The organism is Marinomonas balearica (assembly GCF_004362145.1).
In the GTDB taxonomy this organism is placed as follows: Bacteria; Pseudomonadota; Gammaproteobacteria; order Pseudomonadales; family Marinomonadaceae; genus Marinomonas; species Marinomonas balearica.
In genome coordinates this window covers 423,823-450,654 of record NZ_SNXC01000009.1, presented here as the reverse complement: position 1 = coordinate 450,654, position 26,832 = coordinate 423,823, and the positions used below count along the sequence as shown (strand labels likewise).

The window sequence follows — 26,832 nt, the reverse complement described above, 5'->3', positions numbered from 1 at the left end:
TGAATTCAATTAACTTTCTTTGAACGGAAGTAGATTCCAGCACTGGCGACGACCACCGAGAACAACAACATCATGGTAGCGATGGCGTTAATTTCGGGTTTGATGCCTCGGCGAATCATACTGAGAATAAACACAGGTAGCGTCGTTGAATCGACACCACTGATAAAGTAAGTAATAACAAGATCGTCCATCGAGATGATAAAGCTGAGTAAGGCACCGCCGACGACACCCGGCAAAATTAGCGGCAATGTCACCTTTCTAAACGTGGTTATTGCATTGGCTCCCAGATCTGAAGAGGCATATTCAATATTGGATGACATCCCACTTAATCGCGCACTGACAACAATAAACACATAACTCGTCAAAAACGTACAGTGGCCAATAACAATGGTAGTGTTGCCAAGCGAAAATCCCGCGCCAATAAAAAACACCAAGAGCGCGATCCCCAGTACGATGTCAGGCATCACCATAGGAACAAACATCAACATGCGATAAAAACCTTGGAACTTAAACCGATACCGAGCAACCGCCAGCGCAGTCGATGTTCCAAGAACCGTGGATATGGCCGTCGCACTGAGCGCAACAATTAAGCTGTTCACAACTGCGTTTAACAGCTGATCGGTTGAATCAACATAGCTGGCACTGTCGTTCAAAGACGTAGAAAAACCAAAGATGCTGCGATACCAATCTAAAGTAAACCCATCCCATATCATGATATTGATCGGGTTTGCATTAAATGAATAAAGCACAATCAGCGCAACTGGCGCGTATAAAAAGATAAAAAATAGAACGCCATAGATAGATAACAGGCGACTCAATATGGATTTCTTGTTCATAAATGTCTCCTACAGAGCAATGGCACTGTTTTTAGCTTTGCGTAAATACCAAGCCAGAACGATCAACATAAAGAGAATAATCATCATGGATAATGCCGCTCCAAATGGCCAATTTCGCGCGTATAAGAACTGCTGCTCGATCATATTTCCTATCATCAGCACTTTGGCACCGCCCAATAAATCGGGCACAACAAAGTTTCCTAAACTGGGGATGAACACCAAGATCGAGCCAGCAATAACACCGGGAAGCGTAATCGGTAGAATGACCGTTAAAAAAGTCTGTAGATGAGTTGCACCTAAATCCTGCGATGCTTTGATTAAGCCTTTGTCTATTTTTTCAACATTGGTGTAAATGGGGAGAAACATAAACGGAATGAAGATATAAACCATACCGATGATGACCGCGGAGCTTGAAAACATAATGTGCAAAGGCTCAGACAGCAATCCGGTACTCATTAGGAACTGATTTAAAAAGCCAGAATCTCTCAGAATAAGAACCCACGCATACAACCTTACAACCATACTTGCAAAGAACGGCAATGTAATCAAAAACATACACAATGCTTTACGCTTGGGTGAAAGCGTACTGACCCAAAACGCCGCAGGGTAGCAGATGATCAACGTTCCCAAGACCGTCATTAACGCCAACCCGATTGAGCGACCGAAGATCTCTAAATAAACAAAATCGAACTCTTCGTAAAAGCCGTCTGCCCAACCAAAGATTCGGCCGTAATTCCAATGATAAAATGCCCACTCCACACCACCATAAAGACCGGGCTCAAGCAAACTGTAGATCGCCATTATCAATAAAGGCCCGACAAAGAAAATGCCGAGAAACAATGTGGTCGGAGCTAAAAGAAACGCAAGAGTAAGATAAGACTTTGTCTGTTTCATAATCAGCCTCTCTAGGGATTCTTTTTGTTCGGGATGATATGAAGGCGCGAACGAGAAAAGAAAAGCCTTAAACGTTCTCCGATTTGTGCGTCAAAATCTTGATCACGTACCAGTGCTTTTACCGTCTTGCCATTATCCAGCTCACCCACCACTTGGAAATCCGTTCCTACAAAGGTGTTTTTTGTAACTTGAACGTCCAAAAATACGTCATCTGGATTTGTGGGTTTAGGGAACAAGTGCTCAGGGCGTAACAAAACGTCGACGGTATCTCCGACTTCGCCATTTAACATACTCTGATCCATGGCGATTTCAGTCCCTAACTCAAAGCTTGAGAAAGTAACACTCGTATCGTCCATTTTCGTTATGGTCACTTCGAACAAATTACTTTCGCCGACAAATTCGGCGACAAAACGACTTTTTGGCGTATTGTAGAGCTTCGCAGGCGCATCTACCTGCTCAATCTTGCCACCGTTTAACACCACCACACGATCTGACATCGTCAATGCTTCTTCTTGATCATGAGTAACGAAGATAAAGCAAATGCCTAATTCGCGTTGCAGCATTTTTAGCTCGTATTGCATCTTCAAGCGAAGATTTTTATCCAACGCTGAAAGAGGCTCATCGAGCAACAAAATTTTAGGCCTATTAATGATCGCTCTCGCCAGTGCGACACGTTGTTTTTGGCCACCAGACAATTGCTCTGGGGAACGCGCTTCAATACCAGACAAGCCAACTAACGTCAGCGCAGCGGCAACGCGTTTATTACGTTCATTTTTTTCGACCTTCGCAATGTCTAGCCCATACCCAACATTGTCTCCCACACTTAAATGCGGGAATAAAGCATAAGATTGAAACACCGTATTAACAGGACGTTTATGGGCTGGCGACTTTAATAAGGATTCATCAACCAGCGCAATGTCTCCGGCATCGAGAGTCTCAAAGCCCGCGATAATATTGAGCAACGTGGTTTTTCCGCACCCAGATGGACCGAGAAGCGTAATGAACTCAGATTCATCAATGGTTAGGTCTATGCCGTCTAGCGCGTTTATTATTCCGCCTTCCGGCGTAACGAATTGACGGAATGCCTTTTTTATTTGGAGAAGTGGCTGCCGGTTTGTCATTTACGTCTCGTTGGATGTCTCATTGAATAATTCAAGCCCCTTTAGCAAACACCAAAGGGGCGGTGGAAATATAAGGCAACAGTAAGATTATGATGTGCGAATTTTGGTCCACACTCGATCATACAACTTAATGCCTCGACCCAGCTCTTTAAACATTTGCAGCTTAGCCTTCATTTCTTTTGGTGGGTTGATGTTTGGATTGTCACGCAAATAAGAAGGCAATAACTTGATCGCTTCGGTGTTCATCGACCCGTTGGTTTGCTGCTTAGTATTAAGTGCGGCAATCTCAGGCGTCATGAAAAACTCCATAAAGCGTTTCGCATTGGCTTTATTAGGTGCGCCTTTAAGCACACACATGTTTTCCTGATACATGGTTGCACCCTCTTCAGGAATAACATAAGCCAATGTTTCTGGGTTATCAAAGACGTATAGCATCGCACCTACATACCATTGAGCTGCTGCGATGTCACCAGATTGCACCATTGGAATACTGTCGTATGTAAAAGCAGACACCTTGTCTTTCTTAGAGATCAAAAACTCTTGAGCGGATTTCAACTCATCTTTTTCGACGCTGTTTACACTCTTACCGTCCATCATTAAGCCAACGCCTATAACTTCACGCATGTCATCCAGCATCGCAATGTTTTGGCCTTGATCAGGAAGTGCAAAAAAATCTTCCCAAGACGACAACTCGCTCACCTTGTTCTTGTTGTACAAAATCCCAACGTTACCCCATGCATAAGGCAAGCAGTACTCGCCTTTAGGGTCAGATTCTGCCGTTAAAAAAGAGGCATCAATGTTTTTAAATTTAGGAGACTGGCTAATATCTGTTTTCTCAAGAAGGCTCAACTTAGCCATAATGTCTTGCATGTGAACAGACGGAAAAACAATGTCGTATCCTTTAGCACCCGCTTGCAGTTTTGCCAGCATTTCTTCGTTTGAAGAGTAAGTGTCTAACGTCACTTTTATCCCAGTTTCTTCTGTGAACTTCGTTAGAACTTCTGGGTTTATGTATTCTCCCCAGTTATATAGGTTTAGCGTTTCGTCTGCATAGGACATTGAACTGAATGCAACAGACGTCGCAGCTAAACCCGCCATCGCGATTGATTTTTTGATTTTTCTACTCACTAACTTGGAACATAGCTTATTCATAAAATAATCCTTCGTTGGTTAAGGTGACATCAACATTGACTAATTTTTATTCTAAGGAATGTTGTAATTCTTACAATATCAATTTATGTTAGTTTTCTAACATAAATATTTTCATAAAAAACAACGATTTATTTGGTATTGCATCTTTGTATCGAATTTTATGCACCAAAGAGTGAATTAGGTTATAACTTAATGCACCGAATAAATGCAGAAGCTAAAGTGAGGAGATATGGAAAATACTTTTTCGTCAAAGCCTGAGTACATAGCGACCAAAACAGCGCAAACCATACAAGCACTCATCCCCACTCTTAGCAATTCTGAAGCGCGGGTAGCGCAATACATTCTCTTGAACTTAGATTCCATTGCCTATGAAACCGGCGCATCGATCGCAGAAAAAGCCTCCGTTAGCCAGATAACCGTCAGTCGGTTTTTAAAGCGGGCCGGTTTTAAAGGAATCGCTTCACTAAAGAGCACACTGCAAAAAGAGTTCATTCCCGTTCACCTCGATGCGTCAGAGGCAAACCTAAAAGAAAGCCGAAATAAAAATTCGGGGCAGCTCAAGAGTGAACTTCAAGCCATGGTACGACTGTACGAACAGTTTGAAACAGAAGAATGGGATACACTGGTTCGACGAGTAAGCGCAGCGAATAAAGTCTATGTCACCGGCTTTCAGAGTATTCGTGGTGCCGCCGAGGATTTTGCTCGGCGCTTATTGCTGGCGAGAAGCAACGTACAGTACCTTTCACCGCACGACGGTATGCTGGCGGAATGGATCGACTATCCAACATTAGGAGGCTCAAAGTACGATGCTCTCGTTATCTTCGACGTTGTTCCCTACGCGGGAGAGAGTCAAAAGCTCTGCCAACTTGCTCAAGAGTTGGGCATTCAGTTAGTCATCATCACCGATGAATTCTGTCATTGGGCAAGGCAATACAATGCGTGTTCCATTTATGCGAAATCAAAGTCTGGCTTGTTTTTAGAATCCACATGGGGCTTGGTTCTGGCTTCAAACGTACTGGTTGATGCCGTGGCGAATAAATCGACAAAGGCCAACCAACGATCTAAAAGATGGCAAGACCTTTCTAAAGAGTTAAAGCTCTTTTAGAAAGATCTAAAGCCGATGAGAGATGCCTAAGAAAGCGCGTGATACTTACTGTCTACCGCATTGATCGCTTTTACATTATTCGCAGAACGTCCATTTTCATCAAAGGCTTCCTGTAAAAATGCATCCGCGATGGATTTAGCCAACTCTTGACCAATAACACGACCAATAGCCAACTAGACACCCACTACATTTTACGCTCGCTGAGAAGTTCAAGATTGTCTAATAGCCTTATCAGTAATACGCACGCCTCATATAGTTCGGTAAGACACACAGAGTGTTTCAGCGTGCTAGGAATCGTACCCTAAATCCTGAAATTGAGCCTTAACACCCAAGAAGTTCGCCAATTGCTCTTGTGTGTTAATAAGCCAATTATAAGCAGATTCTTTAGAACCTTAACCCCGATTATCGTACTCTATTCGAGACTGTTTGATTTCATCATGATGCGTCTCCGCCCAAGAAACCAACTGATACAAGGGTTGGACTAAATTCCTTCCTAATGCAGTAAGCTCGTATTCGACCTTTACTGGCACTTCAGGGTAGACCGTTCTGTTTACGTACCCTTCTCGTTCCAAGTCACGCAGAGTTTGCGTGAGCATACGTTGCGATATCCCGACCACCCTAGCTTTCAAAGCGTTAAACCTATCAGGCCCTTCAACGAGCGCAAATAAAAGCAGCACAGACCATTTATCACCAATCTGAGTTACCACATTGCGAATGGGGCAGTCATCAGTGTTGTGAAATACCCTTTTCTCGGATTTATCGCCACTTTGAACCTTCGTTTTCACTTCGTTACTCCCCACTTTACAACCCCTATCGATCTTATTCTATGAGTTACCAAAATGTGCCTAGATAACATTCCAGTGCCTTATTGTAGTCTAGGTTACTAATGAATACCATAATGCAGAACCAATACCTACTTAGAATAGAAACCACGAGAGGACCAAACCATGTTGAAAATCATCGTATCCACACTACTACTATGGGCATGCACTTCAACCTTCGCACAAAACCCTGACAAGCTAGACATAAACCTTAATTCACTACAAAAAAACAACTGGACAGAGAAAGAGCTGGCCAACGCCACCGTAGTGGTAGATTTTGTTCAAAACCTAATGAACGACCATCGTTTCGACTACATACTAGAGCACTATAACGACAGTTCGTATGTGCAGCACAACCGCAACCTACCCGATAAAATCACGGGGCTCGTCGGCTTTTTAAAAGAATTCGTTGAGGATTACCCGGATTACACATACGACGTAAAACACATCTATGTTGACGGAGACTTTGTCATTTTTCACTCTCACGCAACCTTAAAGAAAGATGACAGAGGGAACGAAAAGAAAGGGATGAATATTATTGATACATGGCGTCTTGAGAACGGACGGATTGTCGAACATTGGGATTCAATTCAAGCGCTCGATACCTTCATGAGATTCTATGCATTCATGAGCGGTGGTGATATTAAAAACGAGAACGGTGTTTTTTAATCAGTAAGACAGTTTAACCCACACAACTGAGTGATGGGTTAGCTGTATTGTTTGAGTATTTGGGACTTGCGAGCTGTCGATTTGTCATCAACAAAAAGAGTTTGGGTCGGTATAAGTCATGCCATCCATCGCCTTTCTAGCCCCGCTCGCTGAGAAATTCAAGATTGTCTATTAGTGAAGCCTACACATTATCGCGACAGGGAGGTCTAAAACAGCCACCACATTTGCTTACTGATATAATTCAAAATGTTCGCCATCTAGCCATGTTACGTGTGGAAGCTCACCCTGTTTAAGGCAAATTGAATTGCCTGTTCTGGCTTCGAAAGGGAAAATGACACAGCTACCTTGAATTGCTATAGCAGCTTCAGGGACTGCATAAATGCCTATGAGCTTGCCTGACAAATCTAAAAAGATAACCCGTTTACTCATACGCTGAGCGCTACCAAAAACAAATGAATAGTTATAAACCTGAAAAGCACCAGCTACTTTACCAAGCGGGCTAAATGTAGTGTTTTTCCCGCAAAACAAATTATCAGACTGAGCGCAAATATAATCATTCTCTGCATTAGCAAACGAAGCAGTTAAAAAGAAAAATATGGTAACTAGCAAAACGAAGAAGTGATCCAAGATATTACCTTTAATGCGGCTCAAGAATTAAAAGAGTTAGGGCATGATGAGCAAGTCAAACACATTAAGTGCGATGCTGGTAAAAACGTGTTTAGAAACCGTCGATACTTTATGAGTGATGTGCTTTCTCGTCATCGATTTAAGGTAATGCAGACTGTCTTCAGTGTGTGCTGTGAAGCTTTTGCCCGTGACGACATCTTCCCCACAAAGAAAAGCACGGCGAACACATCTCGCAATACTATGATAGTAAGGGGTGTCAGATAAACTGACCTGTTAACTTCTTGGACGCTGCATACGGAAACTCCTTTTCCTTAACAGATAAAATACTGTTTATTAATATAGTTAAATATATGCACCGTCAATTCGAATGAGTGTCTTGTTAAATTTTAATTCCTTGTTAAATTCCAGAACCATAGTCACTTGTTATAACGATTTTGACTCAGGCTTTGAAAGCTCTTGGCCGCCAATAATAAAACACAACATTAATATTAACTCATCAATCAGCCAGAAATTAGATAACCCTGTTGTTATTATCAACACCTCTAAGACAACCCCCGGAATAAAAAATGTAAGAAACTTATATTTTCGCTGACTAGGAAATAAATATAGATATAAAAAAGCTAAAGTTGCTCCGATAACTGAGGACAACAAAAATGGGATCAAATTGACAATATTCAATTCGATTTCAGAAAAAAACCCGCGAAACAAAAATATTGCCACGGACATTTTAAAACACATGATTAGTATATATTTAATATTGTGAAAGGTAATAAGCATCTTGACTGTCCTTATCGTTATAACGCCCGCGTAAAGCTCGCGAGGTACGAGCGTCTCATTTGACGCGTTTGTAAACGCCCATCATGGGCATGAACTTATGAGGTGAAAGTCCTCTGTAGGAAGATCACTGTCGAAAACCATGTTTTGATTAGACGATAACTACTAGCGAATGGCAAGGGCTAGACCATGAGGTCTGGTCCGCAGGAAGCCGGACGCAAAACTGCGCGCATACTTACTAACAGACACCCACTACATAGAATAAGGAAACGCTTTCCAGCTCTACAATCCAATCTATCGATTTAAAACCAGAGGTTAATCTGCCTATTTTGGAAGCTCACGGTGAACCGGAGACTATTCTCAGTTTTAACGCGAGAGAGGTTTCAGGCGTGTCTGCAATATTTTCTAGCGTAACCCTCCACTTACCTGCGTTTTTAAGCAATTTCTTGCTCCATTGAGATGATGAACCCTTCGCGCTTACTTTCTACAAAACCTAGCCGTTTATAAAGTTCTTTAGCTGGGTTGCTTTCAAATACCCTAAGTTTCAGGAACTTTAAATTTTCTAATTTGGCGATGTTCTGGGAATAGCTTACTGCGGATGTTCCAATTCCATTACTTTGGTGGTCTTTAGATATTTGAAGATCCCTAATATATAGAGCATCTCCGGCTATCCATAATCTAAGAACTCCCACCTTAGCACCGCCTTTTAGAATTTGAATGTTCTCAAACTCATTCCAACTTTGCTCAAAGCGCTCATCACTCCATACGATATTATATTGTTCATAGTAAGAAGCCATGTTTAGCTTTACTAAGGCTTTAGCGAAGGATATGTCGCATGATTTTTTGAACGTGATCATTTCGCTTAACGCCTTTTGTTTCTCTTAAAAACTAAGCCTTCGCCAAAGTCCGCAAGTTCGTTCAACAAAACTGAAATTAGTCCTTTAGGTTGAGTTTGCATACTTCCTCATGAGAAATATATAAATTAAGAGTTATAACAGCAGCTCAGCCGCAGTTATAACCGTCTATTGAACTGCCGCGTATTATATAGGGGATTTGCTTTTTTCATGATGCGACCTCCCTGTGTCTTTGCGGTGTATTATCGTCCATCTCAGTAGTTTTACCTATATCGTAAGTGATTGGCAAGTCTGGCTCCTCAGAACCTTTCGACTGATCATGGTTTTTCTATTACTTGAATGATTACACTAGTGAGCGCCGGTTAACCTAACGTTATCCGTTGTCGCTTCGAAGAATTTGCTTCGCCTCTCCAACATAGTAAGTAGATGAATCACTATGTTGAAGTAACAATTAATTGGGGGTTCTGTATAACCCCGACGACATTGCTGGTTTCTTCTGACGTTTTCACTCATCTATTTTGAAGTGAAAATTAGCCTATTAAATTAGGTCTGAGCCTCGACGCTTTAGCAGACGAGGCTAGATAAATTTATTATTGTATAGAGGTAAAATATTGATTAAGGGTTCTTCGTAAGGATGAATGTTTCGAACCGCATCAAGAGTAGCTTGAACTAAAGACTCTTGGCACCTAACGTCAATTCTGACCTCTTCACCAAAGTTAATTTTACCTTTCTCGCCAGTAACAGGTTCCGAGTTTTCCGTTGGTCTCCAGAACCCTGAAATTTTCACAATAGAAATAACACTGTCATAGTCACCCACAACGCCTGCCCCAACTGAGTTAAGTGCATCTCGAATAGCTATAACTTCTGTTTCAGGTGCGTAAATTTCTAGCTTGAATTCCATCGTTTTCTCCCAAAACGCCATACTAACATACACCCACTACATAGAATCACGGAACACTTTCCAGCTCCACAATCAAATCTATCGATTTATAACCAGCGGTTAAACCGCCTATCTTAGAAGTTCACGGTGAGCCGGAGACTATTCTCAATTTTCACGCAAGAAATGACCTCACACCACTCAAATTGTATGATCTCAATTCGAATAAATGTCTTGTTAAATACTGAATGGCTTATGTCATTTAATCTACGGATACCAGCATGATAACCGACGACATTACTGGCTTCTTTTGACGTGTTCATTCATCTATTTTGAAGTGAAAATTTAGCCTATTAAATTAGGCCTGAACCTCTGCGTTTTACTTGACGTGGGGAGTCATACCAACGCCCGCGTAATAGACGCGAGCTAGCTAGCGAGCGTCCTGATTGACGTGCTTGTTAGCACTTTAATTCCTGCCGGGAATCATGAATTCATGACCCGTTAACTCTGATGATATTTCATCAATAAACTGAGTTGGAGCAGATGTTATAAACTCTGATAGCAACCAGTTGTGCTGACAATCGAAATGCTTAGATAAAACGTCTGGGGTATATCGTGCCATCTCTGAAAGTTTGTGCATTGCAGCAAACATCAAGGCCATGGTATTCCTCAATATGATGCCATCATTATTTCCAGACCGTTTCAAATACCACAACCTTGAAGGCCCATTAATATAGAGAAGGTCTGTGCGTAATCTTTTATGATAGTTTTTGTAACGATTTAGGCTAGCCGTCCTGTCACTAGGGCGCCAATTAAAGCGGGCAGTTGATCGAACTATGAATTTAGCTTCTTCGCTCAAATCCTGCTCATACAAATTAGAGAGTTTATTTATAGTACGCCGAGTTGCGTATTTATCCGTAAGTTCCCCGCAAAACCATGCTTCGTGGGTTGTATCCGAGCGTACTATCTTTGGATTTTTAATTGGAATGAAAAGCTCAGGATCTGCACTATACGTAAGATCAAATGCCCTATGAATGATCGGCATATTGTAAAGAAGGTCTTTTAGGGAATAAATCTCTTCATCCGATGGCTCACCTAAATGCTGACATAAAGCCGGGAGTATCCCTCCACGCTTAAACTTCACCTTTTCATTGCTTAGAGATGTTTGTGTTCCAATGGTATATCCAGAAACGCCATGCTCATCACTGAATGCAACTCCTTTAGTTAGCAGTAGTGCTTTAGTGGCATTTAGAAAGCAATAGTAGCCAGTAAGTGGCGCAGAGGTTTTCGGTAGTAACATGGTCGCATCATAGAAACTATGCGCTTGATTCCAGAAAAACCTTGCCTCATGCTTTCCGGCTCTCTTCAACCATAAATCGACATAATCCCACGTACTTGTAACCAGTACAGTCTTTTCGTTGAAACGCGGCTCTGTAATAGCCTTATGAACCGTAAGATCCATATTGTTGTGTTTTATATCCCTGAATCCCAACTTTTACTCCCTGCTTTGTTTTGTGGGGTGCTAACAATTAAGGGCTATACGGCGGCGCAGCCGCAGTTATAACCGTCTGTTGAACTGCCGCGTATTATATAGGGGATTTGCTTTTTTCATGATGCAACCTCCCTGTGTCTTTGCGGTGTATATTTGAGTGCTCTAGCCCCTAAATCAGGCTAAAAAGACTCTTTTCTGTGCGTTTTTTTATCGTCCATCTTAGTAGTTTTACCCAGATCACAGGTGATTGGCAAGCCTAACCAGTAGTAAAAGTGACCTGTTCCGTTTGACGTGTTTTTAGGTTGAGGTGTGGGTTTCGCTATGGAGAATGTAGTGACGATTGGAGGTAAGATCGTTTGCAGAGCAAGTTATGTAGGTTTAGGAAAGTAATTAACCCCATCCTAACCTTCCCCTTGGTAAGGGGAAGGAGTCTGAGACTTTTTTAGTCAAAGTAATGTTTACGCTCGACTGACTCTAAACAAACTGCGCTGCCGCAAAGCCACTCGACCACGCCCATTGGAAGTTGTAGCCGCCTAGCCATCCGGTCACATCGAGGACTTCGCCAATGAAGTAGAGTCCTTTTTGTTTTTGTGATTCGAAGGTTTTCGAGGACACTTCGTTGGTATCGACGCCTCCTAGGGTCACTTCTGCGGTGCGGTAGCCTTCGGTGCCGTTGGGCGCAACATCGAAGTTTGATAAATAATTCACGAGGCTCTCTAGCTGTTCGTTGGAGACTTGTGCGAACTTTTGGCTAAGCCATGTAAGCTCGCTTCCCATGAGTTCAACTAGGCGTTTGGGCAGCTCGTTCGCGAGGTAGTTTTCGACGGTCTTTTTGGGTTGCTCTTCACGCGTTTTAACCAGTGATTCTAGCGTGAGTTCAGGCGCGATGTGAATTTTCAGCGGTTCGCCCGGTTGCCAGAAGTTGGTGATTTGCAATATAGCGGGGCCGCTAACTCCTCGGTGCGTAAAAAGCATCGGCTCTTTAAAGACGGCTCCACCTGCGGTTGCTTCAATGTCGCATGCGACACCGGACAATTCAGCCAATTGCGCCTTGCGATCAGGTTGCGCGGTGATCGGCACTAAGCTTGCTCGTGTTGGGTAGACACTGTGCCCGACTTGCTTGGCAATCTCGTAACCGAACCCTGTCGCACCCATTGAGGGAATCGACAAACCACCGGTCGCGATAACGAGCGATTCGCATTGTATTTCTGACTGCGTGTTGTTCTGATTAATGGTGAGCTTTGCACCCTGCTCTTGCCAGTCAATTGACTTTACGCTGGTATTCAATCGTAGATCTGCACCAGACCATTCCAGTTCCGTTAATAAGATGCTTAATAGGTCTTTTGCTGAGTCTTTACAGAACAGTTGTCCCGGTGTTTTTTCAACATAGTCGAGCGCGTGTCGGTCTACCAATTCAACAAAATCACTGGGGGTATAGCGCTTTAATGCAGAGATACAAAAATGTGGGTTGTTGCACAAGAAATGTTTGGGGGAAGCATCCATATTGGTAAAGTTGCAACGCCCTCCACCAGACATGAGAATTTTTTTACCGGCTTTATTGGCATGATCAAGGATGAGTACTTTTCTTCCTCGATACGCTGCGTTAGTCGCACAAAATAGTCCAGACGCACCAGCCCCTATGATCACAACATCAAACTTTTCCACATAACCCCCAATTTTAATTAAGGCGGCATTATATAGATTAGCGCGGATAAAGTAATTGAAACACGACTAAAATCCATCCAAAAGTAACAGAACCCCGTCTACTTTATTAAGTTAAACAGAGCTTTAAATACATTTGACCTCTGTAAAATAACGTTAGATGTGCACAATTTTTCCTCTCTATTACATTTCCACAAAAGCAGTGAAAAAAATTGTGGGAATCTCTGTTTTTTCTTTATTTTTCAGCGCACTAAATTAAATCAAGGGATTTTTTATTTTTTATTTTTACTTATTGACACAGATCGATAGAAAAAATTTTGTAGAAATTATGAACAAATTGGTTGCCAAATAGTACTGTATAAAGCTACAGTACTGTATATCCAAACAGTATTTATATTTTGTAGGTGAGGTTTGCAATGACTGGCTCTATCCAATTACCCAAAGTGAAAACATCTCTTCTTCTTATTGCTCTTATTGCTGCGCTGTATGCGCCGATAAAAGATTTAATAAAATTTGGTCGTACACAAGTGGCGACTGAGAGCATTTCTTTGAAGAGCATTTCGTTTGGTAATTCCTTCCCTTGGCAGAGCGCACAGCAGGTTGGATTTGTGAAAGCCAGCGCTTCACTTTCTTCCCCTCAAAAAATCTTTACGAAGCTGGTGTTTGAAAACCCTACAAACGAAGTCATAACCTACCGTAAAATTTGGCTTACTTTTGCCCATGAAAGTGGCGCGGAAGAATACACTACGGACTATTCTCTTTACGATCCTAATACACGCCAACGTCTCATTGGCCAAAGTGTTGAAGTTGGCCCAAACAGCAAAATAGAGGTCTTGGCTGCGTATCGCTTCATTCCCGGTTACAGCGCAAGCACACCTGAATCGGTTTCAATTTCTTGGGAAAAGCAAAACAAGATGCGCGGTGCAGCGTGTGATTACTCGCTTCCACAAAATGCGATGAGCAGTTTTAACAACCAGTGTTTATAGGACTTTGTAGCGGAACACCCTCTATGTAACCGGAGAGATAAATAATATTTATGAGTAATTTCATTTCTTAACAATTAGTGCGAAATTGAAAACGTTAATTTATTGATAATCGTTTTCATTTTTAATACTATGGCTAAACAATTTAGTCTATGGAGCGCGATAAGTACTATGAAAAAGCTAATTACTCCGGTTGCTGCATGTATTGCGGGTGCCTTACTAACAGCATGTGGAAGCCAATCTCTTACTGATTCTTCAAAAGCAGTAAGTGCTGAATCTGTTGTAACTCAATACGCCAATATCGCTGAAGCCATTTATGGTGACTCTTTAACGACCGCGAAGACGTTACAATCTGAAGTAAATGCTTTTCTTCTTGATCCTAGCGAAGCCAATCTTCAAAAGGCGAAAGACGCTTGGATCGCGTCTCGTGCTCCATACCAACAAAGTGAAGTTTACCGTTTTGGTAATGCCATCGTTGACGATTGGGAAGGCAAGGTAAACGCTTGGCCTCTAGACGAAGGTCTTATCGATTATGTTGATACAGAAGCTTACGGCACTGAATCTGACGTTAACGATCTCTACTCGGCAAACGTTATTGCCAACAAAACATTGATGATTGGCGGTGAAAAAGTAAACACAACTTACATTACACCTTCTTTGATCAGCGATGTTCTTCAAGAAGCTGACGGCGTTGAAGCTAACGTAGCCAGCGGTTACCACGCGATTGAGTTTCTTCTTTGGGGTCAAGATCTTCACGGTACGAACCCTGGAGCGGGTGAACGTAAAGCGACAGACTACGATTTAGCAAATTGCACAAACGGCAATTGTGATCGTCGCCGTGATTACCTAAAAGCAGCGACTGATTTGCTTGTTTCTGATCTTGAAGAAATGGCAGGTAACTGGAAAGTTGGCGGCGCCGCTCGTGTCGAGCTTGCAGATAAAGGTACTGATGGCGGTCTAGCAACAATGCTAACAGGCATGGGTAGCTTGGCGTACGGTGAATTAGGCGGTGAGCGTACTAAACTTGGTCTTATGCTGCATGATCCAGAAGAAGAGCACGATTGTTTTTCTGATAACACGCACTGGTCACATTACTACGATGCTAAAGGCATTCAAAACGTTTACTTGGGCAAATACCAACGCGTAGACGGTTCTTGGGTAGAAGGCCCTTCTCTTTCTAACCTTGTAGCGAATAAAGATGCGGCGCTTGATGCTAAGATGCAAGCTCAGCTTATGAAAACTGACGCTGCTGGTAAAGCAATGACAGACGCAGCAGCACAAGGTCAAACCTTTGATGTGTTGATTGCGATGAACAACGAGGCAGGTAATGCTTTGGTTCAAACTTTCGTTGATCAATTGGTTGTGGAAACTCGTGTCACTGAAGACATTATTCAAACATTGGGTCTACAAGATATTTCTCTTGAAGGTTCCGATAGCTTGGATAACCCAAGCGCTGTTTTTGAATAAGATACTTACGCTATAGGAAAACGTGGATAACGTCGTTTTCCTAATTAAAACCGCGGGGTTAGATAAATGTCTGGCTCGCGGTTTTGTCGTTTTAGAGATGTGTTATGTTATTCATGACACCACTACTGTGTTCCATAATTAAGTGAATTGTTAGATGCACGATCGATTTTCTGGCTCCTTAAACAGCTTGTTTCACTTTAGACAATGCACAATTGCGGTAAGCGTTGTGCTTTCTTCGATTTCCATTCAAGCCGTTGCTGATAAGATGTCCTATACCACTCCTCTTAGTGGGCTTTCAGCGGAAGAAAAGTTAGATTTTGAATTAGGTCGAAGTATATTTGAGCGCTTTTGGGTACCCTCCCCCTCTTCTACTACTGCCAGCGATGGATTGGGGCCGATCTTTAATGCGCGTTCTTGCCACAGTTGCCATATGAACGGCGGCCGAGGCCATGCTCCACAAGAAGGGCAATTGGGTTCTGAAGTGCCTTCGTTTTTTGTTCGATTGGGCAATAAGACAAGCCCGTTGACTGAGATCATGGGAGATGAAACATATGGACGTCAGTTCCAACAACTTGGTTCGTCTTCGGTTCCTTCGGAGGGTGATTATACGATCCATTGGGAAACGAAAGTTGAAACCTTTAAAGATGGTTCTCAAGTCACCCTCAAAAAGCCGTCTATAGAATGGGGCGCGAAGCACTACGGTGAGTTTCAACCCACTACGGGGATTTCATTACGTGTGACGCCACCTCTCGTGGGTATGGGCCTCATCGATGCGATTGATCCTGAGACCATTTTGGCCAATGAAGACGCTGACGACCGAGACAACGATGGCATCAGTGGGAAAGCCAATTGGGTGTATGAAAATGGGCGTCGTGTAATAGGCCGATTTGGACACAAAGCCCACGTTTCCGATCTATCACACCAAAATCAGTCTGCTTTTAACGGTGATCTTGGGTTATCCACTCCACTTTTTCCTAAGCCTTCGGGCGATTGCACTTCCAAACAATTGAAGTGCATTCAAGCTCCGAATGGCAATACTGCGCATATTGAGGACTTGGAAGTTGGGCACTTCCAATCAGATCGGGTCGATGAGTTTGTAGCGCTTTCTCGCCCACCCGCGATGAGAAATTTGCAGGAACCTTGGTTTATTGAGGGTAAAGCTATTTTCGATAAATTGGCCTGCGCTAGTTGCCACACACCAAAAATGACCTCTGGCTCAAATGTGAAATACGATGCGCTAAAAAATCGTCGTTTTTACCCATTTACGGATTTACTCTTACATGACATGGGAAGAGAATTAGCAAATGAGTTTCCCGTTTTCAACGCTGAGCCTCAAGAATGGCGTACTGCGCCTTTATGGGGGATAGGGTTATCCGAAGCGGTATCGGGACGAAAAGGCTTTCTTCATGATGGTCGAGCAGCGACGATTGAAGAAGCCATTTTGTGGCATGGAGGCGAGGCCGAGCCTCATAAAAATGCTTATAAAGCACTTAGCAAAGCCAATAGAGATCTATTCATGAAGTTTTTGGAGTCGTTGTAACGATGCGTTTTAGTCAACAGAAAAACATGCAATCCTATATTCTTAAAGCCTCGATGACGGCCTCACTTGTTCTAAGCACCTCCGTCTACGCCCAAGATTGGAAATCAACCCTTGCTGGTGTCAAAGACGGGCAAATTCTTCCCAGCTATCAAGCATTTTCAAACAGCGGCGAAAAGCTCTCGAAAAGCATCGATGCTTTGTGTCTTTCGCCTTCTAGCACCGCACTTTCAACAAGCAAAGACCTTTTTGCTAAAAATGTCGATGATTGGCAAAAGATACAATGGCTAAACTTTGGCCCTGTTACGTATTTTATGCGGTATTACGCCTTTCAATATTGGCCCGATAAAAAAGGCGTAACACAACGCCAATTGCGTTCGTTGAAAAAAGATCCGGATTCGATGGATCAACCGAAATTCTGGAAATCTGCCAGTATCGCTGTACGCGGTCTAACGGCAATTGAATCCCTTTTGTACCGAAAAGATTTTGATCCGGTTGCGAAGCCTGCTGATTGTCATTTGTTGAAGTCCATTGCTCAGCACCATGCTGAAACAACTCAATCTGTGTATACCCAATGGACGAACAGCACGGTATCCGATTGGGTTTATCTAGAAGAAGGCAGCTCTGAAAGCGCCGAAAAATTAGCCATGGAACAAGTTATCCAACAATGGCTGGAACACATGTCCGTTGTAAAAGACGCTAAGTTGGAAACACCGATTGGTTATAAAGGCAAAGCTAAGCCTAAATTTGCCGAGTTTTATCGCAGCAGTTTGTCACTTGACTCCATGCGCACTAATTTGGAGTCTTACCAAGCGCTATATCACTCCGGAAACCCATCGCTTTTTGCCGTTGCGCTCGAACAAAATCCAGAAAACGCCAACGCGTTAGACGAACAGCTTATAAAAAACCAAGAATTAGTTAATGATCTACCGAGCCAATACTTTTCTAAGACGCTTTCTCAGGAGCAGAAAGTTGAGTTAGCCCGTCCTCTGGTCGCTTCCATCTCTCAGTCTCAAAAGCTACTCACGAAAGTCGTCACTAATTTGGGTTTCCAAATTGGTTTTAACAGTCGTGACGGAGACTAAGCACGATGCTTGATCGACGTGATTTTCTTAAAAGCTGTCTGTTAAAAGGCGGAGCATTGAGTATCGCTGCGTTGCCAACTTGGCAAACGGCTTTTGCATCGATGACTCAAGGCAGCGAGCTATACGTCTCAGCATTCAGTCGCCAAGATAAGACCTTAGAGCGCTCCTATTATCTTGGCGTGTTCGACGCTCAGGGCAAAATGCTTTGGGAAAGTAAATTGCTTAACCGTGCACATGCACCCGTTGTTCATCCTGTTCACAGCATTGTGGGTATTATCGCCCGCAGGCCAGGATACTATATGGACTTTTTTGAGCTGACATCTGGAGAACGTCTTAAGAGAATCGCGCCTTTAAAAGATCATCACTTTTATGGTCACGCGATTTTCAACAAGACTGGCGACAGACTCATCTCACAGGAAAACCATTACACCAGCGGTAAAGGCCGGATTGTTATTCGAAGCTGGCCTGATGCTGAGGTGATTGCGGAATACGACAGTAATGGTATTGGTCCTCATGAATCCGTTTTGATGGATGAGAACACGCTCGTTATCGCAAATGGTGGACTAAAAACACACCCAGATCACGATAGAGACATATTAAATTTAGAAACGATGGCACCCAATGTCACTTACCTATCTCTGGATACAGGCTCTGTTGTCCATTCGGTCGATAACGGAAAAGGCAAACATCAACTGAGTATTCGACATTTGGATGTTAACGCTCAAGGAGTGGTTGCGCTTGGCTTTCAGTATAAGGGTGAAAAATGGGATGAAGTTCCATTGGTTGGTATCTCAAATTTGAATAGCAGCTCGATTGAATACCTCCCAATGCCTGAGCAAATACGCCTTAGATTCAAGCAATATTGTGGCAGTGTTTGCTTTGATAAATCGGGTCAAATCTTAGCCGTTAGTTCACCGCGCGGTGGCCTAGTTGCTTACTGGAATATGCAAGATCATTCATTTTTAGGTGCCGATAATTGCCGCGATGTGTGTGGTGTGAGCCAAACAGACCGACCAGGTGTATTAATGTTAACCGGTGGAACAGGAAAACAATGGATTTCCGACCCGATAAAGTCTAATATTTACCAAATAAATCAACATGTTGGAATTTCTTGGGATAACCACTTAGAAAAAATTAATCCACGTCGCTTTAGCTGAAAAAATTGCTGAATATTGATAGTCACACAGCATTTTTTTCGATATGGTAAGTTTCACCTTCCTTTTAGGAAGACGCTGTTTTTTTGAATTAGCTGTATATAAATGTTTGTCGAGTATCTAAAACGCTTTTTTTTGGTGAATAACCAGTCCTTGCAAAGCATTAATAGCGCATTCGAGAAAAGTGCTTTACGTATTTTTTTATCGTTTACGACACTTATTTTTGCAGGGCTTAGTGTACAAAGCTGGCTATACTGCGACTTAAGTGAGTCACTTTGCTATGCCGTATCGAGCACTCTTGCCTTTGGAGTGCTTTTGGTATTGTTGTATCTAAGCCGGTCTAAAACGCAAATCGCTGCAGGTGGCTATTGTTTACTACTCTTTGCCACGGGTTTGTCTTTCTTATTAGAAGAAAATGAAGTCGTTGCATTTAAATTTGGCATCGTTTCGCTGTATTCCTTGCCACTGATCATTCGACTATTTTTCAGTTTCCGACTTGCTCTCGTTGCAAGTTTGTTGAATATCGGCACACTCATCTATTCAATCGACCTTCTTAACGACAATCTGGTTACTTTGCCGTTTGAGGTAGCCATTCTTCTAAACATTCTCGTATTTGGCATACTGAACGTAACGCTCCCTCTAGCTGTCTCACGTGTTTTACATGCACTTGAAGTCAATGCAAAGCACATGCAAAAGATGTACAGCCGTTTAAACCGCAACAATTTGCTTTATGAAGAAATTTTTGAACACACAGGCACACCGACATTACTCTGTGATAAGCGCGGTCGAATCCTTAGGTTAAACAAGCAAGCCAGCGATCTTTTAAATTCAAACAGCAAGAAACGGCTAGAAGGTACATCGATTGACAAGTGGCTAAAACCCATTAGCGATTCAGTAAACCGCTTTTTCTGGCAGAGCAACGCTTCTGAATGCCTATTAAAAAGCAACAGCAAGATGTCGGTCGAAGTACATCGATCTCAGCTCACCAACCACGGGCACTACGTTCTTCATTTACAAAACACCACCCATTTAAAAGCATTAACACAAGAGCTGGAAAGTACGCAGCAAACCAACTCTCGTTTATCTCAACTGGACTTATTAACCTCACTGCCTAACCACTTTTACTTTAGTAAGTTGGTTGACGAGCGATTAAAAGCACAAAACAGTCATTTCACTGGTGCTGTAGCGATCATTAAAATAAGCCAATTCAAGCTATTGAATAAGCAATATGGCAAGGACAAATCCAATCGAATTATTTTAAACTTCTCTAAATCGTTAAAATCTCGTTTGTCAGATCAGACCATTTTAGCGCGTTTACGCGGCGTTAAATTCGCCTGTTTCTTGCCGCTCGGGCAGACCTATTTGATTCAGAGAAACCTGTCTACTTTGATCAATTCAGCATTACCCGGACAACTTAGAATTGATGGCCATCAGCTGAACATGGATTACCAAGTCGGGGTCGTTTATCTAAACAATGATGGAGCGACAGCAGAAGAGCTTTTAGAACACTGTGAAATGGCACTTGAATACTCGACGAGCGCCGACCGAATCGCCTACTACGATAAAGAATTAGAGCACAATTTGATGGAGGAACATCAAATTGGATTAAAGCTTGTTCAAGCGATTCAGAACAAAGAGATCGATTTATGGTTGCAACCACAGGTGCACTCCGACGGACAGATTCGTTCATTTGAAGCACTTGCTCGCTGGCGTACTGACGACGGCAGTTTTGTTTCTCCTGTTGTGTTCATTCGAATTGCCGAAGACCTTGGGTTACTTCCAAAACTTGCTGAGAACCTCCTTCGCGAAATTGTATCGATCTTAGCTCAATGGCATGATGAACACATTCGAACACCTGTGGCGTTTAACCTTGCAGGACAAGAATTAATGAACGACGCATTTTTTGCGTTGCTTATGTCGCTCACGGCCGAACACCCATGGCTTGGAGATATGCTAGAGCTGGAGATTACGGAAACAAGCCCTGTTATGACCAACCCTCTCATTCATAAGCGATTAAGAGCCTTATCAAGCTACGGCTACTCAATCGCAATAGACGACTTTGGTACTGGTCAGGCCTCTCTTGGCCAACTTGTCGACATCCCTGCGAATATTCTCAAAATCGACCGTCGCTTTGTTTCCCCCTTGCCTGATGATATTCGCCATATAGACATCGTTAAATCGACTATTACCTTAGCCAAATCACTCAATATGAAGGTGATTGCAGAAGGGATCGAAACGAAAGAACAAGCAACATTGCTTACAGCACTAGGATGTGACACGCTTCAGGGCTATTACTTCGGAAAGCCTTCTCCTATTGAGGAGTGGACCGATAACAGCCACGAAAAAGCGAAAGAACTAAGGATGGTTTACTAAGGGATTAATAAAGTAACTACGCGACAATCCAATCAAAAATACCCTACATATAGACAACGCATTACTGATTTTTACTACATTTAATAACGTTATTTGATAGTAAAAACGCTCTATATTGTAAATGCAAAAATATTGTTTTATTCCTATACTGCATGAGCATAAAATCGTTCTTATGAGATACATTAATGTAATATCTCTAATCTCAACTAAGCAACGCAGTATAAAAATAAAAAGAGAGATTATAATGAAAAAGACAATGCTCACGGCGCTCGTGACCAGCACGTTTGTGCTATCTGCTTGTAATGACATTGCGGATGCTGTCGACAGCGACAGTGTATCGAGTACAGCACAGCCTGCGTCAGCGCAGAATGTTGATAGCCCGATTATTTCGTTCACGCCAGCAGGAAGCTCTGCGGTAATTTCGACTCCCAACGATCTTCTATACGATACAGACACCTCTTCTACTACCGTTGGCCGCCTACAAAGAGCGAACAATGACAGTGCCGACGTCTATGTAGCCACTGCTCAATTAGACGGGTGGGGCATTGGACAACCTTTTACAATAAAAGTTGAATTGCCCGATCAGAAGAAATTTAATACGTCATTGGACATGAGCAGCGTACAACAAAGCGGTGCAGTCTTACTCTTTAAGTGCCCTACTGGTACATCTGTAATAACCAGCACTTGCAGCACTTCAGGTATTTCTAACCTCAGCTACGGCACTGATTTCTCAACCGATGTCTCTGACGACGGCATCGTTGTAACACCGCTAAAAGCATTTGAAAGCAATACCGGATATTTTCTCGCTGTAACAAACAAAGTAAAAGACAATCTTGGTCAATCAGTCACCCGATCTACTGCCTTCAACACCTATAGCACGTCAACAGGTCAAGGGTCATCTACCGAAGTCGCCATCAACTCTCTATTAGCAGGTACAAATACATTAGTTTCTGCATTAGGTAGTATTGAAATCTCCGATATTATGTACTCCGCAACGTTTACCACACAAAATGTAGATGCAGTAGCTCAAGCGGTAATGGACGATATCAAGACGACGACCTCAATATCCAGCATAACCAGCGCCGGTTACACACTTAGAACCGCACTTATGAATGGCTTTGATGCTACCTTTGAAGACGGTAGTGATACGGCTACATTGCTCGATAATATCGATATTTACACGGCAACTCTTACTCTTCCCTACTATTTACCCTACCCGGGATTGCCTAGTGTCAACACAAGTTTAACTTGTAATTTCAGCTCTCTTTGTGGCAACTGGTTAAATAGCAGCAATCAAGCCCCTTGGGAAAGCTCACCTATTCCCATTGCCCCCACGCCAGTTACTGGACTAACTCCTGGGCAAGTCTCTGTTTTATTGGCCGTTCCTAACGCCACATTGCGAACCAGCCTCTCTCTCACTTCGATGAAAGTCGCGCAGTTTGTTCACGGCATTACAGGCATTAAAGAAACTGGGCTCTTAGTTGCTGGCCCGCTTGCAAAAGCCGGGTTTATTACTGTCATGATCGATCATCCATTACATGGTAGCCGTTCGTATGGTAAAAACAGTGACGGAGAATATGAAGTCACAGCGACTTCATCGAGTTATGGCAGCACCAAGTATATAAACGGAAATGCCGCTGTATTTGGCAACCTATCAAGCTTACTAACCGCTCGGGATAATTTGCGCCAAGCAGCAAGCGATCAGCTTGCATTAAAGTATGCACTAGCCAATACAGACCTTAGCACGTATGGAGGATCCAGCTCCGATACTACAACTGGCCTGATCGGCCTATCGCTTGGCTCGATTGTCGCCACCCAAGTATTGGGAATGGCAGAAAGCTACGACGATAAAAGTACTGATGACAATTACAACTACAGTGCTGCCGTATTAAATGTAGGCGGCTCACAAACCGCGCCTATTATGGGCTACTCGAACAGTTTTGGAAGCCTTGTTAAGTCATCTCTTACAAGTACTACAGGTTTTGCTCGCGCGATCGCTTCAGCCTTTGGTTACACACCAACAAATGCGGTTACCTTACAAGCGACAGCGGCAGCTGCTGCTCAAACTACGACCACACTGACAGCCGCACAAGCACAAGCTAAGGCAAAATTTAACACTATGATAACGTTAGGCTATGACTCCTTTCTAAAAGGGTTTGCTAACGGGGCGCAAACGGTTCTAGATGCGGGCGATTCATTGGTATGGGCTTCTAAAATAACCACCACTCCCATTTTGGCGATGCAAGTTATAGGGAATGGCGTCAATTTAAGTGACCAAACCATCCCTAACTCAATCTCAAGCAATGGGTTTCCGCTGGGTGGCACCACACCTTGGATCAACGCTCTCAATCTAACAAAATCATCACAAAGTACAATGAATTCATCAGGGCTTCATACCTACACTAACTTCTTAGTCGGTAAACACGGTTCTTTATTGAGCAGCTCCGAAGAATCCGGAGTAACCACAGGACAAGCAGCGGCAGCGACAACAGAAATGCAAACTCAGATGACAACCTTTCTGGCAACAGGCGGAACAACACTGTCGATCACAAACTCAAATGTTGTGGAATAATAAAAATATGAGGATCCTTTATGTTTAATTTTAAAAAATCCGTGATCGCTTGTCTTTCTGCAACGCTTTTCATCAGTAGCCAACAAGCCATCGCAGCCGGCTTCGCATTAAACGATCACAGTGCAACGGCATCAGGCAACGCCCTAGCAGGCGCAGCTGCAAGCCGTGAAGACATCTCGTTTAGTTTCTGGAACCCTGCACTATTAACCAACGCAAAAGAAACAACTTTATTTCTTTCAGGCGCTGCAGTCGTGCCTGATATGAATGTCACAGTCAATTCTGCTTCAGATGCAGGTGGCAATGAAATAAGCGGCGAATCCGGCGATGTGATTGGTGAATCCTACATTCCGTCGTTCTACTTGGCCATTCCGGTCAGCAACAACATCGTAACCGGTGTTTCCTTAAATGTTCCGTTTGGACTAGCGGGAGATTATAAGAATGACTGGGCTGGACGATATCACTCAGCTGAAACCTCTGTTCAGGACATCGCTCTCGCATTCTCGATTGCAGCCAATGCTACGTCGTGGCTTTCAGTTGGCGCAAGTTTCCAGCTTCACAGCGCTTCTTTAAAATTGGATGCAGCCGTTAGTGATCTTTCTGGTGGTACAGGAGACGGTGATGGCTACGGGTCAATTGAAGGAGATGACATAGGTGCTGGTTACGCGATCGGCTTCATTGTTACTCCATTTGATGGCACTCGATTTGGCGTTGGCTATCGGAGTGAGGTCGATGTAACAATAGAAGGCAACGTTACCTACAATGATGTGGGAACAATATTGACCGCTAATGGTGTCGATAATGCCTATATTTATTCTGAAAATACGCTTCCAGATCTACTAACCATCAGTCTAGAACAAGATATAACAGACAAGTTAACTCTTGGCGCCTCAGCTATAAAAACAGGTTGGAGCTCGATGCCAGAGCTTAGAATCCACTTTGATGTCGGTGAAGACGGCAACAAACAAGAAGATTCTGTACTTACCTTTGGCTTTGACGACACATGGTTTTATTCAACAGGCTTAGCGTATAATTTTACTGACAATCTCACCATGCGCATTGGCTACGCACAGGACAACTCACCTTCTTCTGATCAATACCGCTCTGCTCGAACGCCTGACGGCGACCGTGAATGGTATTCTCTAGGTGGGACATATAACTTCTCAGACACACTCAATATGTCATTTGCATACACTTATGTAGAAATCGAAAAGGTCAATGTCATGCGAGACGGATCACTGGCCGAAGATAGCGCCAGAGGAAAGCTTAATGCGGACTATGACACAACAGCACAAGTATTCTCGTTAGCTGTCAATAAGACATTCTAATCTACTAAAAGCTCTAAATTTCCAAACAATAAAAAACGCTCGTCTTTGCTGAAAAGGCGAGCGTTTTTTTATTTTTGATGGATTCACTTCGACTTAAAAGCCCAGCGCCTGCATCAAGGAAACATTTTATCAAACACAGCACAATCACTGTTGCGCTTATCAGATTTTAATCTAGCAATTTTATTCAATAGATTTTGAGAGGTCTCTCTTTGCTTCTGAGAAACATACTGATTATTTGTGTTATTCGTTAGCGTTTCAACGTATTTCATCAGCTTTGGCGTGCAGGAGTCGCCTGCGTACGCTGACACACTCAGGCTCGTAACAATCACAACCACACCGCATTTTTTAAGCAACTTCATATAGCCATACCGTAAAGAAAATCTAACTTATTAAATCACATAATTGGGAGGGATTAGACAGTTCAAAATGAAAAAATATTGAATTAATCACAGCAGGCGCCAATCGGACACTGTATGAAAATAAAAGTAGGTATATTTGAAGAATATAAAAAGAAATGGCGGAACGGACGGGACTCGAACCCGCGACCCCCTGCGTGACAGGCAGGTATTCTAACCAACTGAACTACCGCTCCATTTCTATAGCTTATTTAGAACACGCTATATAAACCATTATACCTTAAGAACTGCGTTCAAAAGATGATAGGCATTATAGATATAAAAATATTAATATCAACAACTTATACCGATTTATTTCCTGTTTCAGATAAATAAATCACTTAGATAGAGATAGAGATAGAGATAGAGATAGAGATAGAGATAGAGATAGAGATTACATACAAATAATATGCACAGAGAATGAGAGAGGATTAATTAGTATAAAGAATTAAACAAGAAAGGTTATATCAGGAATAAAGAATGGTGGGTGTGGAGAGGTTCGAACTCCCGACATTCGCCTTGTAAGGGCGACGCTCTCCCAACTGAGCTACACACCCGCTTAAGCTATCGCTAGCTTTTGCGTATCCACCTTCTGAGGAAGAAGATGGCGGAACGGACGGGACTCGAACCCGCGACCCCCTGCGTGACAGGCAGGTATTCTAACCAACTGAACTACCGCTCCATATCTCTTTAACTTTTACTTACCTTCGTAAGTCCACTGTTAAATAAGTGGTGGGTGTGGAGAGGTTCGAACTCCCGACATTCGCCTTGTAAGGGCGACGCTCTCCCAACTGAGCTACACACCCGCTTTAGCTATTTCTAGCTTTGCGTTTTACATCCTCTAAGGAAGATGGCGGAACGGACGGGACTCGAACCCGCGACCCCCTGCGTGACAGGCAGGTATTCTAACCAACTGAACTACCGCTCCATACCTCTTTAACTTTTACTTACCTTCGTAAGTCCACTGTTAAATAAGTGGTGGGTGTGGAGAGGTTCGAACTCCCGACATTCGCCTTGTAAGGGCGACGCTCTCCCAACTGAGCTACACACCCGCTTT

Annotated in this window: 22 protein-coding genes, 6 tRNA genes and 1 pseudogene; 10 read left to right on the top strand and 19 right to left on the bottom strand. The window is 43.0% G+C overall.

Annotation, left to right across the window (positions count from 1 at the left end; all coding sequences use genetic code 11):
* Positions 1-5: 5 nt before the first annotated feature.
* The 4 genes from DFP79_RS03730 to DFP79_RS03715 form a co-directional block, all read right to left on the bottom strand.
* Positions 6-836, bottom strand: coding sequence for an ABC transporter permease (locus DFP79_RS03730; RefSeq protein WP_013660772.1), 831 nt, complete (start codon positions 834-836; stop codon positions 6-8).
* A 9-nt stretch (positions 837-845) separates the two neighbouring features.
* Positions 846-1,730, bottom strand: a complete 885-nt coding sequence (locus tag DFP79_RS03725) for an ABC transporter permease (RefSeq protein ID WP_133502591.1) — start codon at positions 1,728-1,730, stop codon at positions 846-848.
* 11 nt (positions 1,731-1,741) lie between these two features.
* Positions 1,742-2,851 (bottom strand): ABC transporter ATP-binding protein, encoded by a 1,110-nt coding sequence (locus DFP79_RS03720; protein ID WP_133502590.1) that lies wholly within the window; start codon positions 2,849-2,851, stop codon positions 1,742-1,744.
* A gap of 87 nt (positions 2,852-2,938) precedes the next feature.
* Positions 2,939-4,003 carry a polyamine ABC transporter substrate-binding protein gene (locus tag DFP79_RS03715; protein ID WP_013660769.1) on the bottom strand — a complete coding sequence of 355 codons (1,065 nt, stop codon included), beginning with the start codon at positions 4,001-4,003 and terminating at the stop codon, positions 2,939-2,941.
* Positions 4,004-4,232: 229 nt separating this feature from the next.
* On the opposite strand from DFP79_RS03715, the gene DFP79_RS03710 reads away from it, so the two are divergent.
* On the top strand, positions 4,233-5,108 hold the full coding sequence (locus tag DFP79_RS03710) for a MurR/RpiR family transcriptional regulator (protein WP_133502589.1): 876 nt from the start codon (positions 4,233-4,235) through the stop codon (positions 5,106-5,108).
* 26 nt (positions 5,109-5,134) lie between these two features.
* Here DFP79_RS03710 and DFP79_RS03705 read toward each other — a convergent pair whose 3' ends face one another.
* Together DFP79_RS03705 and DFP79_RS03700 are read right to left on the bottom strand one after the other, a co-directional pair.
* Positions 5,135-5,281: a hypothetical protein gene (locus tag DFP79_RS03705; RefSeq protein WP_243730183.1), complete on the bottom strand. Its 147-nt coding sequence runs from the start codon at positions 5,279-5,281 to the stop codon at positions 5,135-5,137.
* A 219-nt stretch (positions 5,282-5,500) separates the two neighbouring features.
* The gene (locus DFP79_RS03700) at positions 5,501-5,893 is read right to left on the bottom strand and encodes a winged helix-turn-helix transcriptional regulator (protein WP_133502588.1); all 393 of its coding nucleotides are present in this window, start codon (positions 5,891-5,893) and stop codon (positions 5,501-5,503) included.
* Positions 5,894-6,055: 162 nt separating this feature from the next.
* On the opposite strand from DFP79_RS03700, the gene DFP79_RS03695 reads away from it, so the two are divergent.
* A complete protein-coding gene (locus DFP79_RS03695; RefSeq protein WP_133502587.1) occupies positions 6,056-6,598 on the top strand; it encodes a nuclear transport factor 2 family protein in 543 nt (180 codons plus the stop codon).
* 228 nt (positions 6,599-6,826) lie between these two features.
* Here DFP79_RS03695 and DFP79_RS03690 read toward each other — a convergent pair whose 3' ends face one another.
* The 6 genes and pseudogenes from DFP79_RS03690 to DFP79_RS03665 all read right to left on the bottom strand — a co-directional run bounded on the left by DFP79_RS03690 (position 6,827) and on the right by DFP79_RS03665 (position 12,887).
* A complete protein-coding gene (locus tag DFP79_RS03690; RefSeq protein ID WP_133502586.1) occupies positions 6,827-7,225 on the bottom strand; it encodes a hypothetical protein in 399 nt (132 codons plus the stop codon).
* A gap of 174 nt (positions 7,226-7,399) precedes the next feature.
* Positions 7,400-7,519 (bottom strand): annotated as a pseudogene (locus tag DFP79_RS18015) (transposase); the annotation flags it as partial.
* A gap of 914 nt (positions 7,520-8,433) precedes the next feature.
* A complete protein-coding gene (locus DFP79_RS03680) occupies positions 8,434-8,856 on the bottom strand; it encodes a GNAT family N-acetyltransferase (protein WP_133502585.1) in 423 nt (140 codons plus the stop codon).
* A 574-nt stretch (positions 8,857-9,430) separates the two neighbouring features.
* Entirely contained in the window at positions 9,431-9,754 is a 324-nt protein-coding gene (locus DFP79_RS03675; protein ID WP_133502584.1) for a YqfO family protein, read from the bottom strand.
* Between the two features lie 442 nt (positions 9,755-10,196).
* Positions 10,197-11,222: a YaaC family protein gene (locus DFP79_RS03670; protein ID WP_133502583.1), complete on the bottom strand. Its 1,026-nt coding sequence runs from the start codon at positions 11,220-11,222 to the stop codon at positions 10,197-10,199.
* A gap of 474 nt (positions 11,223-11,696) precedes the next feature.
* Complete coding sequence (locus DFP79_RS03665; RefSeq protein ID WP_133502582.1) at positions 11,697-12,887, bottom strand: BaiN/RdsA family NAD(P)/FAD-dependent oxidoreductase; 1,191 nt, start codon at positions 12,885-12,887, stop codon at positions 11,697-11,699.
* A gap of 413 nt (positions 12,888-13,300) precedes the next feature.
* On the opposite strand from DFP79_RS03665, the gene DFP79_RS03660 reads away from it, so the two are divergent.
* From DFP79_RS03660 to DFP79_RS03625, 8 genes are all read left to right on the top strand, one after another.
* Complete coding sequence (locus DFP79_RS03660; protein WP_133502581.1) at positions 13,301-13,870, top strand: hypothetical protein; 570 nt, start codon at positions 13,301-13,303, stop codon at positions 13,868-13,870.
* Positions 13,871-14,038: 168 nt separating this feature from the next.
* Positions 14,039-15,334, top strand: coding sequence for an imelysin family protein (locus tag DFP79_RS03655; RefSeq protein ID WP_133502580.1), 1,296 nt, complete (start codon positions 14,039-14,041; stop codon positions 15,332-15,334).
* Between the two features lie 154 nt (positions 15,335-15,488).
* Entirely contained in the window at positions 15,489-16,874 is a 1,386-nt protein-coding gene (locus DFP79_RS03650) for a di-heme oxidoreductase family protein (protein WP_133502579.1), read from the top strand.
* 2 nt (positions 16,875-16,876) lie between these two features.
* Positions 16,877-17,956: an imelysin family protein gene (locus tag DFP79_RS03645; RefSeq protein WP_133502578.1), complete on the top strand. Its 1,080-nt coding sequence runs from the start codon at positions 16,877-16,879 to the stop codon at positions 17,954-17,956.
* A 5-nt stretch (positions 17,957-17,961) separates the two neighbouring features.
* A complete protein-coding gene (locus DFP79_RS03640; RefSeq protein WP_133502577.1) occupies positions 17,962-19,113 on the top strand; it encodes a DUF1513 domain-containing protein in 1,152 nt (383 codons plus the stop codon).
* 102 nt (positions 19,114-19,215) lie between these two features.
* Positions 19,216-21,483: a putative bifunctional diguanylate cyclase/phosphodiesterase gene (locus tag DFP79_RS03635; protein ID WP_133502576.1), complete on the top strand. Its 2,268-nt coding sequence runs from the start codon at positions 19,216-19,218 to the stop codon at positions 21,481-21,483.
* Between the two features lie 244 nt (positions 21,484-21,727).
* Positions 21,728-24,055 (top strand): hypothetical protein, encoded by a 2,328-nt coding sequence (locus tag DFP79_RS03630; protein ID WP_166637629.1) that lies wholly within the window; start codon positions 21,728-21,730, stop codon positions 24,053-24,055.
* Between the two features lie 20 nt (positions 24,056-24,075).
* Entirely contained in the window at positions 24,076-25,380 is a 1,305-nt protein-coding gene (locus tag DFP79_RS03625) for an OmpP1/FadL family transporter (RefSeq protein ID WP_133502574.1), read from the top strand.
* A gap of 113 nt (positions 25,381-25,493) precedes the next feature.
* Here the strand turns inward: DFP79_RS03625 and DFP79_RS03620 are convergent, their stop codons facing one another.
* The 7 genes from DFP79_RS03620 to DFP79_RS03590 form a co-directional block, all read right to left on the bottom strand.
* The gene (locus tag DFP79_RS03620) at positions 25,494-25,739 is read right to left on the bottom strand and encodes a hypothetical protein (RefSeq protein WP_133502573.1); all 246 of its coding nucleotides are present in this window, start codon (positions 25,737-25,739) and stop codon (positions 25,494-25,496) included.
* A gap of 156 nt (positions 25,740-25,895) precedes the next feature.
* Positions 25,896-25,972, bottom strand: a tRNA-Asp gene (locus DFP79_RS03615).
* Between the two features lie 284 nt (positions 25,973-26,256).
* Positions 26,257-26,332: transfer RNA gene (locus DFP79_RS03610), tRNA-Val, on the bottom strand.
* A gap of 48 nt (positions 26,333-26,380) precedes the next feature.
* A tRNA-Asp gene (locus DFP79_RS03605) sits at positions 26,381-26,457 on the bottom strand.
* 48 nt (positions 26,458-26,505) lie between these two features.
* Positions 26,506-26,581 (bottom strand) — tRNA-Val (locus DFP79_RS03600).
* Positions 26,582-26,626: 45 nt separating this feature from the next.
* A tRNA-Asp gene (locus tag DFP79_RS03595) sits at positions 26,627-26,703 on the bottom strand.
* A gap of 48 nt (positions 26,704-26,751) precedes the next feature.
* Positions 26,752-26,827 (bottom strand) — tRNA-Val (locus tag DFP79_RS03590).
* Positions 26,828-26,832 lie beyond the last annotated feature (5 nt).